Below are 11,089 nucleotides of genomic sequence, written 5' to 3'. Positions count from 1 at the left end.
CATGAGGAATACAACAATGAACATTAAATCCGCTGCTGCTGGTGCCGCTTTCGCGATGGCCGCCGCTACCATGTTTGCTGGTGTCGCCACCCAGGTACAAGCCGCAGACGCGCCAGTGCATTGCTACGGCGTAACCTCCTGCAAGGGCATGAACGACTGCAAGACCGCTGAAAACGCCTGCAAAGGCCAGGCAGAGTGCAAGGGCCACGGCTTCAAGGCTATGACCAAGGCAGCCTGTGACGCGGCTGGTGGCAAAGTCGGCGAATAACCGGCAAACGAGTGCAACCGCAGCGGCAGCCCCCCTCCGCTGCGGACACACTTTCCCCAGGAGTCAGCCATGTCCGCTTCCCTTCCAAGTCTGGGTTACGGCCTGGGTTTACGCAGTGAGTACTACCAGCAGATCCTTGAACAATCGCCGGCCGTGGATTGGTTCGAAGTGATCTCCGAGAATTATCTGGTGCAGGGCGGTAAAGCCTTGTACTTCCTGGACGCGATAGCCGAGCGCTATCCCCTGGTGATGCACGGGGTGTCCCTGTCCATCGGCGGGCCCCACGCCATCGATATCGATTACCTCAAACAGATCAAACAGCTCGCCGAGCGTATTCAACCGGCGTGGGTTTCCGATCATCTGTGCTGGAGCCGCGGCAGTGCGCACCAGTTGCACGACCTGCTGCCTCTGCCTTACACCGAAGAAAGCCTCTATCACGTCGCCAGCCGCGTTCGCCAAGTGCAGGACGTATTGCAGCGTCCGCTGGTGCTGGAAAACGTCTCCAGTTACGTGCGTTCCAAGGCGGATGAATTCACCGAGTGGGAATTCCTCAACGCCTTGGCTCATCTGTCGGGGTGCCAGTTGTTGCTGGACGTCAATAATGTGTACGTCAGCTCTCGCAACCATGGCTTTGATGCCTGGACCTTTATCCGCAACCTGCCGCCCGACAGCATTCGTCAGCTGCATTTGGCGGGGCATATGGACTATGGCGACTACGTGGTCGATACCCACGACCATCCGGTCTGTGATCCGGTGTGGGCGCTGTACCAACAGACCCTGGAGCACGTGGGGCCTGTGTCGACGCTGTTGGAGCGCGATGACCATTTTCCGCCGTTCGAAGAGCTGCTCACCGAGTTGAGCAAGGCCCGCGAACTGGGCGCCACCGCCTTGGCCAGGAGAGCGGTATGCGCCTGACCGATTGGCAGTTGGCCTTTGAACAGCATTTATTAGCCCAAACCCCCGACGCCAACAGTGGCTTTGCCGCCACTTTATTGGGCGGGCCGACGCTGGACGTAGACACGGGCCTGGCGATCTATCACAACGCCTATATCGCGCGGTTGCAGGAAGTACTGCGGCACGACTTCAGCGCCATCCTCTATTGGCTGGGGGATGATGAGTTTGCGGCGCTGACCCACGCTTATGTACGCCGTTATCCGTCGGCCCATTACAGCTTGCGCTGGTTTGGCGAACGGTTGCCGGCGTTTATCCACGAGCACCTCGTGGCCGAACAAAGTGCACCGCTGGCAGAGCTGGCTAAGTTGGAGTGGGCTTTTACCCTGGCCTTCGATGCGCCGCAGGGTCAGCCGCTGTCCCTGAATGACATGGCGCTCCTGCCGCCCGAAGATTGGCCGGGTTTGCAGGTTGCCCTGACGCCGTCCGTGCAGCAGCGACTGTGTCACTTCAACAGCGTGGGCATCTGGCGTGCCAGCAAAGATGGGGCGGATTTCCCAGGCAGCTACACCTTGGACCTGGCGCAGATCTGCCTGGTATGGCGCCTTCATCAGGTGTGCCATTACCGCAGCCTGGAACCTGCGGAAGCCTTAGCATTGGCCGGTATGGTGACGACCGGTTGGACCTTCGCAGAACTGTGTGAGCAGCTAGCAGTCACTTATGCAGAGGGTGCGCCGCTGCAGGCTGTTACATGGCTGAAACAGTGGGTCCAGGACGGTTTGCTCCAACGCCGAGCTCTATAGAAGAGGGCTATCAAATCGATAGCCTCCTACTTTTATTGGGATGGTCTACCCTCATTTCAGACGTCTGAAACAAGGGGGGACTACTCATGCTCGCGCAACTTCCACCGGCCTTACAGAATCTTCAGCTACCGCTGCGTCTGCGACTCTGGGACGGCCATGAATTCAACTTGGGCCCAGAGCCCAGTGTGACCATCGTGGTGAAGGACCCCACGGTCGTCTCGCAACTGACCCATCCCACACTCGACTCACTGGGCGAAGCCTTCGTCGAGGGCAAACTGGAGCTGGAAGGTTCCATCAGCGAAGTGATCCGTGTCTGTGATGAGCTGAGTCATGCCTTGATCGAGGGCGACGGCGACAGTCATCCAGTGCGCTCGATCCACGACAAGGCCACGGATGCAGCGGCGATTTCCTACCATTACGACCTGTCCAATGAGTTCTATCAGCTGTGGCTGGATCAGGACATGGCGTACTCCTGCGGCTATTTCGAAACCGGCAGCGAATCCATCGACCAGGCCCAACAAGACAAATTCCGCCACCTGTGCCGCAAGCTACGCTTGCAGGCGGGGGAGTATTTGCTCGACGTCGGTTGCGGATGGGGCGGGCTGGCGCGGTTTGCGGCGCGGGAGTTCGGGGTGAAAGTGTATGGCATCACCCTGAGCAAAGAGCAGTTGGTATTGGCTCGCGAGCGAGTCAAAGCCGAGGGACTGGAAGACCAGATCGACCTGCAACTGCTGGACTACCGTGATCTACCCCAGGACGGCCGATTCGACAAAGTCGTAAGCGTGGGCATGTTCGAACACGTCGGCCACGCCAACCTGGCGCAGTACTGCCAGACCCTGTTCGGTGCGGTGCGTGAAGGCGGCCTGGTGATGAACCATGGCATCACCGCCAAGCACACCGATGGCCGCCCGGTGGGCCGTGGCGCCGGGGAGTTTATCGAGCGGTACGTGTTCCCGAACGGTGAGTTGCCACACTTGGCAATGATGACCGCCGAGATCAGCGAAGTCGGGCTGGAAGTCGTCGACGTCGAAAGCCTGCGCCTGCACTACGCCCGAACCCTGGACCATTGGAGTGAGCGGCTGGAGGACAACCTGGAAGCGGCGGCCAAGATGGTGCCAGAACAGGCGTTGCGTATCTGGCGTTTGTACCTGGCCGGTTGCGCCTATGCGTTTGCACGGGGTTGGATCAACCTGCACCAGATCCTCGCGGTGAAGCCTCACGCGGATGGCAGCCATGAACTGCCGTGGACGCGGGAAGACATCTATCGCTGAGCTGATGTTCCAGAAAGGTGGAGATCCAACTGTGGGAGGGGGCTTGCTCCCGATAGCGGTATATCAGTCGCCACCCGTTGACTGACCCCCCGCTATCGGGAGCAAGCCCCCTCCCACATTTTGTTTTGTGTTGTCTGGTTAAAGGATTGGTGAGATCAAGCGCGCCACACGCATCCCAAGTTGTTGCAGGCGCCGTGTTTCGCGGCTTTCTTCCTGGCTGACTTCATGGGCCTGCGCGAAGTCATCGAGCAGCATATGCTCCACCTCCTGGGCGAAGGCTTCATCGACGGTCAGCAGCATCACTTCAAAATTCAGCCGGAACGAACGGTTGTCCATGTTGGCACTGCCAATGGCGCTGATCTCGCTGTCCACCAACACCACCTTCTGATGCAGAAAGCCCGGCGTGTAGCGGAACACCCGCACTCCGGCGCGCACGGCTTCGATGGCGTAGAGGCTGGAGGCGGCATACACAATGCGGTGATCCGGCCGCGACGGCAGCAGCAGGCGCACATCCACTCCGCGTAGTACCGCCAGGCGCAGGGCGGCAAACACCGCTTCATCGGGGACGAAATACGGGCTGGTGATCCATACCCGCTCGGTCGCTGCGTGGATGGCCTCGACGAAAAACAGCGAGCAGGTTTCATACGGATCGGCCGGACCGCTGGCGAGCAATTGGCAGAGCACGCCATCTTCGGGATAGGTGTCCGGCAAGATCAGCGGCGGTAGTTCGCGCGCGGCCCAGAACCAGTCTTCGGCAAACGACTCCTGCAGGCACGCCACCACGGGACCTGTGACCTGTACATGGGTATCGCGCCATGGCGCCAATGGCGGTTTTTTGCCCAGGTATTCATCACCCACGTTATGCCCGCCGACAAACCCGGTGATGCCATCCACCACCACGATTTTGCGATGGTTGCGAAAGTTGACCTGGAAGCGGTTGAGCCATCCACTGCGGGTGGCGAAGGCCTTGACCTGCACGCCGGCGTCGCGCAGTGATTGCACGTAGCGATGGGGCAGGGCGTGACTGCCAATGCGGTCGTAGAGCACGTAGATGGCCACGCCTTGGGCAGCCTTTTCTTTCAGCAGCGTATGTAATTGGCGGCCAAGTTCATCGTCATGAATGATGAAAAACTGAAACAACACAGCGGTTTTGGCGTTGCGAATGGCTTCAAAGATCGCGCTGAAGGTGGCGTCGCCATTGATCAGCAGGCGTACTTCATTGTTGGCCAGGCACGGCATGCGACCCAGTTTGGGCATGGCGCGCAACGAGGCGTAAGCACTGGAGTTGCGCGCAGCGAGCGCCTCCTCAACCCAAGGACGCCAGTTCAGCGCGGTGATGGCGGTGTGCATTTCCTGATTGGCCTGGCGCCGCGCCTGGATATACGCGTCGAAGGTGCTGCGGCCAAAAATCAGGTAGGGGATCAACGTGAGATAGGGCATGAACATCAGCGACAAGGCCCAGGCTATCGAGCCTTGAGCGGTCCTGACGGTCAGCACCGCGTGGATCGCGGCGAGAGTCCCGAGAAAGTGCAGCGTGGCGATGAAGTAGGCGAGCAGGTGCGGGCCAAAGAAATCCATGGACGACAGTACTCCAGACAATCCAATGCCTAACAGACCATGTTCGGCTGCGAATGTCGCTATTTTATTTGGCGTGCAACACTGGCGCCTTTGCAGCGTCTAAAGCCCACAATTGCCCAGGAGTTACCCGATGAATGCTCGTCTGCTCTGTTTATCCATGGTTGTTGGTTTGTCGTTGCCGGTGGCAGCGCAGGCGCAGATGCTGGCGCCGGGCTTGTGGGAATTGACCACCAGCAATATGAAAGTCGATAACCAGGACCTGCCGGACCTGTCGCTGATCCTCGGTCAGCTCAAGCAACAGATGACCCCCGAACAGCGCGCGATGCTCGAAAAGCAGGGCATCACCATGGCAGGTAAAGGCGTGCAGGTGTGCCTCACTCCAGCCCAGGTCGCCTCGGACTCAATCCCTTTGACCGACCCGCAATCTGGCTGCAAACAGGAAGTGACCGACAAAACCGGCAACCAGTGGAAATTCCGTTTCAGCTGCCCGAAAGCTCAGGGCACCGGAGTCGCCACTTTCCAAAGCCAGAAAGAATTCACCACGACCGTCAACGGCACCTTCAATGCCACCGGCATTCAGCAGAAGGGCAGCCTGGACACTCACGCCCAGTGGCTGGGCAACGATTGCGGTACGGTCAAACCACGCGCTTAACGCAGAAAGTGCAGCGGCAAACCCTGGCAGCTGTCGACCACCTTGCCGTTGTGCCAGGCCAGGTGGCCGGAGACCAGGGTGGTGCTGACGCTGTGGCGAAAGCTGCGCTCTGCAAAGGGCGTCCAGCCGCAGCGGGCAAGAATCGGCTCATCCCTGACCGGCTTACCTTCGGGCTCGGGTTTGATCAGCACCAGGTCGGCCCAATACCCTTCACGCAGATAACCACGGTCCGGGATAGCAAACAGGTCGGCGACCCGGTGGCTGGTCTTCGCGACCAGCGTGGCCAGCGGCAGCAGCCCGTCTGCCACCAGCTCCAGTAACGCCGGCAGCGCATGTTGCACCAGGGGCAATCCCGACGGCGCTTCGCGATAAGCCAGTTGTTTTTGCGCCCAGGTATGCGGCGCGTGGTCTGTGCCAATCACATCCAAACGATCATTCAATAACGCCTGGCGCAACGCGTCGCGGTCGGCGCGGGTCTTGATCGCCGGGTTGCATTTGATCTGATGGCCGAGGCGGTGATAGTCCCGGTCATCGAACAGCAAGTGGTGCACACAGACTTCAGCGGTGATGCGTTTTTGTGCCAGGGGCTTGTCTTCAAACAGAGCCAATTCGCGCGCGCTGGTGAGGTGCAGCACATGCAGGCGCGTGCCGTGGCGCTGGGCTAACTCCACCGCGAAAGAGGACGAGCGATAGCAGGCCTCGGCGTCGCGGATCAGGGGGTGCGCGACGGCGGGGATGTCATCGCCGAAACGCTCGCGCAAGCGCCGTTCGTTGGCCTGGATACTGGGCGTGTGTTCGCAGTGAGCCAGGAGGATGGTCGGGACTTCGGCAAACAGACGCTCCAGGATCCGTGGGTCGTCCACCAGCATATTACCGGTGGACGCACCCATGAACACTTTGACTCCCGCCACCTCGCAGGGGTCGAGGGCGGCGACGATGTCGAGATTGTCGTTACTTACCCCGAAGTGAAAGCCGTAGTTGACCACCGAGTGCAGGGCCGCGCGGCGTTTTTTATCGGCCAGCGCCTCCAGGTTCAAGGTGGCCGGGTTGGTGTTGGGCATGTCCATCACACTGGTGATGCCGCCAGCCGCGGCCGCGCGGGACTCACTGTAGAAACTGCCTTTGTCCGGCGCGCCGGGGTCACGAAAGTGCACCTGGTCGTCGATCATGCCCGGCAGTAGCCATTGCCCATTGGCGTCGATGGCCAGTGGCGCGTTACAGCCGGTGATGCTGCTGGCGATCTTTTCGATGCGGCCATTGGCGACCAGCACGTCGGCGTCGAAAATCTGGCCCTCGTTGACCAGGCGGGCGTTGCGGATCAGCAGGCGGCTCATGGCTTAGAACTCGTTTTGCAGGGCTTTGTAACCGCGCACCAAGTCGACGTTGGTAAGTGCCACGTCTTCGGAAAACTCCGAGGCGCTGACGCTCACCGGTGGGAATTGCGACAGGTCGGTATTCGGTCCGATGCGGGTGGTGGAGGGCACGTAGAACGCGGCGGGTAAATCACGACCGTCGACCACCGAGTTATGGCGCACCACGCACCCATCGCCCACGGCGCAGTTGAACAGCACGCTGTTGAAACCGATGAATACGCGGTCGCCAACTGAGCACGGGCCGTGGACGATGGAGCGGTGGGCGATGGAGGTGAACTCACCGATGGTCACTGCCGCGCCGGATTTGGAGTGGATGACCACGCCGTCCTGAATATTGGAATTGGCGCCGATGGTGATCGGATCCATGGCGCCGCTGGCGTCGACTTCGTCTGCGCGGATCACCGCATACGGGCCGACGAAGACGTTCTCGCCAATGATGACCTTGCCGCAGATGATGGCGGTCTTGTCGACGTAGGCCGATTCGGCAATCACTGGCAGATCGCCGGAAGGGTTCTTGCGGATCATGCGCTGGGCTCCGTGATGATGTGGACGTAGTCGCCATCAATGGCGTTGTAGAAACAGGTGGGCCGGCCTGTGTGGCAAGCCGGGCCGAGTTGGTTGACGATCAGCAGCACCGCGTCGCCGTCGCAATCCAGGCGTGCTTCCACCAACTGCTGCCAGTGACCGGAGCGTTCACCTTTGCGCCACAGTTGCTGGCGCGAGCGTGACCAGTAGCAAACTTGCCCGGTAGTGAGGGTTTCGGTGAGGGCCCGGCGGTTCATCCAGGCCAGCATCAACACCTCGCCGCTGCTGTGTTGCTGGGCGATGGCGGCAATCAGGCCATCGCTGTTCCATGGCAGGGCATCGAGCACCGGTTTGAGTGGGAAGCGACTGCCGTTGGCAGCCCCTTCCAGTTCGAGCATGCTCAGGTTCATGGCTTGCTCAGGGCGGCGCACAAGGTGTTGAGGTTGTATTCGAACAGCCCTGTAAACGTGCTGGCCGGGCCTTCGGCGGCGAGGGCGTCGGAGTACAGCGTGCCGCCGATCTGCGCGCCGCTTTCGTCGGCAATTTGCTTGAGCAGGCGCGAGTCTTTGATGTTTTCCATGAACACGGCTTTGACCTTGTCTTTGCGGATCTGTGTGATCAGCGCAGCGACTTCAGCGGCAGAGGGTTCACGTTCGGTAGACAGGCCTTGGGGGGCGAGGAACTGAATGCCATAGGCCTGGCCCAGGTAACCGAAAGCGTCATGGGAGGTGACGATGCGGCGGTTGCCTGGGGGCAGAGCACTGAACTTGGTCTTGGCTTCGGCCAGCAGGCGGTAGATTTCTTTCAGGTAGGTTTGGCTGTTGCGCAGGTAGTCGGCCTTGTTGGCCGGGTCGGCAGCCACCAGCGCCTTGGTGATGTTGTTCACATAGATTTCAGCGTTGGCCAGGTTATGCCAAGCGTGCGGGTCGGGGATGGTTTCGCCATCCTCTTCTATGGTGTGGGAGATCACGCCTTTGCTGGCGGTGACCACCGTGGCTTTGGTTTCGGTGCTGGTGACTAAGCGGTCCAGCCAGGGTTCGAAACCGAGGCCGTTCTTGATGATCAGCTTGGCCTTGAGCAGCGCCTTGGCATCGTCCGGTGTGGGCTCGTAGGTGTGGGCGTCGGCATCCGGGCCGACCATGTTGCTGATCTGAATGTGGTCGCCACCGATCTGGTGCGTAATGTCATTGAGAATACTGAAGCTGGTGACCACCTGGAGTTTGTCGGCGGCCTGGGCTATCGACAGCGGCAGCAGCAGGCTGAACAGCACGAGTAGAGCGCGCATCGGGAGACACCTCATTGGGATGTAAGCAGGGGCGGGCGGCGCATCAAACCGTGCACCGGACCGAAGACCACGGACAGCAGGTACCCAGCGCCAGCCACCAGCACAATCGCCGGGCCGCTGGGCAGTGAGTAGTAGAACGACAACAACAAACCAAGCCATACCGACAGGCATCCCAGCACCGCCGACACCGCAATCAACACCGGCAGGCGCCGGCTCCAGAAACGTGAAGCGATGGCGGGTAACATCATCAGACCCACCACCATCAACGCGCCGATGGCCTGGAAACCGATCACCAGATTCAGCACCACCAGGGTTAAAAACAGCCCATGGGCCAGCGGGCCAAGGCGGCTGACGGTTTGCAGGAACAGCGGGTCGAGGGTGTCCAGCAGCAGTGGTTTGTAGATCAGTCCCATGGCGATCAGGCTGAACCCGGACACCCAGAGCATTCCGGTAAGGGTGGTTGCGTCGACGGCCAAGGCAGAGCCGAACAGCAAGTGCAAAAGATCCAGGCGTTTACCGGCGAGGCCGAGGATCAGTACGCCAGCGGCAAGGGAAATGGGGTAGATAGCGGCGAGGCTGGCGTCTTCGCGCAGGCCGGTACGGCGAGTGATCCAAGCGGAGAGGCCAGCCATGCTCAGGCCGGCGCCGAGGCCGCCGATGGTCAGCGCCGGCAGGCTGAGCCCGGCGAACCAGAAACCCAGCGCAGCGCCGGGCAGGATGCCGTGGGCCACGGCGTCACCGATCAGGCTCATGCGGCGCAGGATCAGGAAGACACCCAGCGGGGCAGTGCTGCACGCGAGTACAAGTCCGCCGATCAATGCGCGGCGCATAAAGACGAAGTCGAGGAAGGGCATCCATAAGTGGGCGGCGAAGTGCATCAGGCCACCTGCATCTGGGGCTGCGGGCGGATCAGCTCTTTGCTATCGCCGAACACACAACCTGTGTTTTTGATTTGCAGCACTTGCTCGGTGTGGTGGCGTACGGACGCCAAATCGTGGCAAACGATGACCAGCGTGCGGCCTTCGGCATGCCAGGCGTGGATATGTTTCCAGCACAGCGTCTGGCCGTCCTCATCGAGGGCTGCGTGGGGTTCATCGAGCAGCAACACCGGCGAGTCGGCCAAACTCATGCGGGCGAGCAGGGCGCGTTGCAATTGGCCGCCGGACAACGCCATCAGCGGGCGCTGTTCCAGGCCACTGAGGCACCAGTCTTCCAGCACTGCTTGCAGGCGCTGATTGCGTTGTTGCGGGGGGAGTCGGGTGCCCCAGAAACCGGCGGCGACCAGTTCTTGCAGGCTAATGGGGAATTGGCGGTCAAGGTGTTGCTGCTGAGGCAGGAACGCTAGGCCGCCACGGCGTGGAACATCGACGACCACCTTGCCAGCCAGCGGCTTTTGCAGGCCAGCGATGACTTTGAGCAGGCTACTTTTGCCGCAGCCATTGGGACCAATTACGCCGGTGAGGCTACCTTTTTCCAGGATGAGATCTATGGCGGGTGTGAGTGGTTGTCCGGGGGCGCCCCAGCGCAAAGCGTTGCAGGTGATCATTCAGGGTGTCTCGTCCAGCGGCTTTCAGCCACGGCATCGTGCGCGTGCAGGCTTTCGGCGTGGATCACTTTGAGGTGGAAGGCGTTGACGGCATCCGAGCGTTTCAAGGCGAGGTTCAGGCGGCGGGCGGCGTCTTCGCAGAACATTAGGTTCTGTCCGTTGGCCAGGGCGAAGGCTTGTTCGTCTGCACGTTTCACAGCGGTTTGTACGGCGGTGCCGAGTGCAGCTTCAGCGTCGTTGATGATGTCGGTCAGCGCCAGTTGCTCGCCTCGCAGGTGTACGTGCAACTGCGCGCTGCTGCGCTGGCTGTGGGGTGTGGCGACGATGCCGTCTGCGCTACCGAGCCAGGTCAGTACGTCTTCATGCTGCAACGGCGTGTCGGCGAAGTCTTCGAGAAATTGCTGCTGAATCAACTGCCTGGCCAGGGCAGCGGAACAGGGGCAAGTTGAGGAATAAGTAACGTTAATTTTTAGTTCCACGTGGAACATCTGGTTTTCCAGGCGCGCTTCGATGCTGACTGGGTAGCCTTTCCAGCCAGCTAAGGGGCTGACCAGCGCCGGGCGTTTCAACAGCAAATTCGTGTGCAGACGCAGGTAGGCGTTCTTAGATAAATCTTCATGACTGTCGAGAAAACGCTGAAGTACATTGCGCAGAAGTGCAGGCGTGAGGGGCTGCTGGTCGAGCATCTCCAGTGCCAGGTACAGGCGTGACATATGAATGCCACGGGCGGTGCCGTCATCCAGGCTCACGCCGGCATCGGCGGTGGCGGTCAGGCGCTGACCGTCGATCAGGATTGGCAGGGCGATGCCGCACATGCCGACCCAGTCGAGTGGCAAGGCTTGGCGTGAAGCCTGCGCGGCGATATCCGGCAGAGTCAGCGCGTTCATGAGCAGGTCC

The 11,089-nt window shown here is 60.6% G+C and carries 13 protein-coding genes; 5 read left to right on the top strand and 8 right to left on the bottom strand.

Translation table 11 applies throughout. The features are described from left to right. The first annotated feature begins 16 nt into the window (after window positions 1–16). From bufA2 to cfaB, 4 genes are all read left to right on the top strand, one after another. On the top strand, window positions 17–268 hold the full coding sequence (gene bufA2, locus ACEN2T_RS09445; RefSeq protein WP_032884507.1) for a BufA2 family periplasmic bufferin-type metallophore: 252 nt from the start codon (window positions 17–19) through the stop codon (window positions 266–268). A 69-nt stretch (window positions 269–337) separates the two neighbouring features. After that, window positions 338–1,183: an MNIO family bufferin maturase gene (gene bufB / locus ACEN2T_RS09440; RefSeq protein ID WP_122681878.1), complete on the top strand. Its 846-nt coding sequence runs from the start codon at window positions 338–340 to the stop codon at window positions 1,181–1,183. After that, complete coding sequence (locus ACEN2T_RS09435; RefSeq protein WP_442116599.1) at window positions 1,174–1,962, top strand: HvfC/BufC family peptide modification chaperone; 789 nt, start codon at window positions 1,174–1,176, stop codon at window positions 1,960–1,962. The genes bufB and ACEN2T_RS09435 overlap by 10 nt, the downstream gene beginning before the upstream one ends. Window positions 1,963–2,048: 86 nt before the next feature. Then, entirely contained in the window at window positions 2,049–3,233 is a 1,185-nt protein-coding gene (gene cfaB / locus ACEN2T_RS09430; protein WP_442116598.1) for a C17 cyclopropane fatty acid synthase CfaB, read from the top strand. Between the two features lie 138 nt (window positions 3,234–3,371). Here cfaB and cls read toward each other — a convergent pair whose 3' ends face one another. Continuing rightward, entirely contained in the window at window positions 3,372–4,811 is a 1,440-nt protein-coding gene (gene cls, locus ACEN2T_RS09425) for a cardiolipin synthase (protein ID WP_095185255.1), read from the bottom strand. 130 nt (window positions 4,812–4,941) lie between these two features. Here cls and ACEN2T_RS09420 point away from each other — a divergent pair, with 130 nt between their 5' ends. Then, a complete protein-coding gene (locus ACEN2T_RS09420) occupies window positions 4,942–5,463 on the top strand; it encodes a DUF3617 domain-containing protein (RefSeq protein WP_032884502.1) in 522 nt (173 codons plus the stop codon). Here ACEN2T_RS09420 and ACEN2T_RS09415 read toward each other — a convergent pair. Genes ACEN2T_RS09415 through folE2 form a run of 7 tightly spaced genes read right to left on the bottom strand, consistent with a single transcriptional unit; the run spans window position 5,460 to window position 11,079 of the window. Next, window positions 5,460–6,797: a dihydroorotase gene (locus ACEN2T_RS09415; RefSeq protein ID WP_442116597.1), complete on the bottom strand. Its 1,338-nt coding sequence runs from the start codon at window positions 6,795–6,797 to the stop codon at window positions 5,460–5,462. The two genes, ACEN2T_RS09420 and ACEN2T_RS09415, sit on opposite strands and share 4 nt — an antisense overlap. Window positions 6,798–6,800: 3 nt before the next feature. Further along, entirely contained in the window at window positions 6,801–7,361 is a 561-nt protein-coding gene (locus ACEN2T_RS09410; RefSeq protein ID WP_032884500.1) for a gamma carbonic anhydrase family protein, read from the bottom strand. After that, a complete protein-coding gene (gene hisI, locus ACEN2T_RS09405) occupies window positions 7,358–7,771 on the bottom strand; it encodes a phosphoribosyl-AMP cyclohydrolase (RefSeq protein WP_442116596.1) in 414 nt (137 codons plus the stop codon). Before hisI ends, ACEN2T_RS09410 begins: the two co-directional genes overlap by 4 nt. Then, entirely contained in the window at window positions 7,768–8,646 is an 879-nt protein-coding gene (locus tag ACEN2T_RS09400) for a metal ABC transporter substrate-binding protein (protein ID WP_442116595.1), read from the bottom strand. The genes hisI and ACEN2T_RS09400 overlap by 4 nt, the downstream gene beginning before the upstream one ends. A gap of 11 nt (window positions 8,647–8,657) precedes the next feature. After that, a complete protein-coding gene (locus ACEN2T_RS09395; protein ID WP_122754163.1) occupies window positions 8,658–9,524 on the bottom strand; it encodes a metal ABC transporter permease in 867 nt (288 codons plus the stop codon). Then, window positions 9,524–10,192, bottom strand: coding sequence for a metal ABC transporter ATP-binding protein (locus ACEN2T_RS09390; RefSeq protein WP_032884496.1), 669 nt, complete (start codon window positions 10,190–10,192; stop codon window positions 9,524–9,526). Before ACEN2T_RS09390 ends, ACEN2T_RS09395 begins: the two co-directional genes overlap by 1 nt. Next, window positions 10,189–11,079 carry a GTP cyclohydrolase FolE2 gene (gene folE2 / locus ACEN2T_RS09385; RefSeq protein ID WP_032884495.1) on the bottom strand — a complete coding sequence of 297 codons (891 nt, stop codon included), beginning with the start codon at window positions 11,077–11,079 and terminating at the stop codon, window positions 10,189–10,191. The genes ACEN2T_RS09390 and folE2 overlap by 4 nt, the downstream gene beginning before the upstream one ends. Window positions 11,080–11,089: the final 10 nt, after the last annotated feature.

This window comes from Pseudomonas sp. W22_MBD1_FP4 (assembly GCF_052113765.1).
Taxonomy (GTDB): domain Bacteria; phylum Pseudomonadota; class Gammaproteobacteria; order Pseudomonadales; family Pseudomonadaceae; genus Aquipseudomonas; species Aquipseudomonas sivasensis.
This window is presented reverse-complemented; position numbering and strand designations above follow the sequence as displayed.

Coding starts and splice junctions, on each gene's coding strand:
- ACEN2T_RS09400 (WP_442116595.1), bottom strand. CDS start 8,646: ATGCGCGCTCTACTCGTGCTGTTCAGCCTGCTGCTGCCGCTGTCGATA.
- cls (WP_095185255.1), bottom strand. CDS start 4,811: ATGGATTTCTTTGGCCCGCACCTGCTCGCCTACTTCATCGCCACGCTG.
- ACEN2T_RS09395 (WP_122754163.1), bottom strand. CDS start 9,524: ATGCACTTCGCCGCCCACTTATGGATGCCCTTCCTCGACTTCGTCTTT.
- bufB (WP_122681878.1), top strand. CDS start 338: ATGTCCGCTTCCCTTCCAAGTCTGGGTTACGGCCTGGGTTTACGCAGT.
- ACEN2T_RS09390 (WP_032884496.1), bottom strand. CDS start 10,192: ATGATCACCTGCAACGCTTTGCGCTGGGGCGCCCCCGGACAACCACTC.
- cfaB (WP_442116598.1), top strand. CDS start 2,049: ATGCTCGCGCAACTTCCACCGGCCTTACAGAATCTTCAGCTACCGCTG.
- ACEN2T_RS09410 (WP_032884500.1), bottom strand. CDS start 7,361: ATGATCCGCAAGAACCCTTCCGGCGATCTGCCAGTGATTGCCGAATCG.
- ACEN2T_RS09435 (WP_442116599.1), top strand. CDS start 1,174: ATGCGCCTGACCGATTGGCAGTTGGCCTTTGAACAGCATTTATTAGCC.
- bufA2 (WP_032884507.1), top strand. CDS start 17: ATGAACATTAAATCCGCTGCTGCTGGTGCCGCTTTCGCGATGGCCGCC.
- ACEN2T_RS09420 (WP_032884502.1), top strand. CDS start 4,942: ATGAATGCTCGTCTGCTCTGTTTATCCATGGTTGTTGGTTTGTCGTTG.
- ACEN2T_RS09415 (WP_442116597.1), bottom strand. CDS start 6,797: ATGAGCCGCCTGCTGATCCGCAACGCCCGCCTGGTCAACGAGGGCCAG.
- folE2 (WP_032884495.1), bottom strand. CDS start 11,079: ATGAACGCGCTGACTCTGCCGGATATCGCCGCGCAGGCTTCACGCCAA.
- hisI (WP_442116596.1), bottom strand. CDS start 7,771: ATGAACCTGAGCATGCTCGAACTGGAAGGGGCTGCCAACGGCAGTCGC.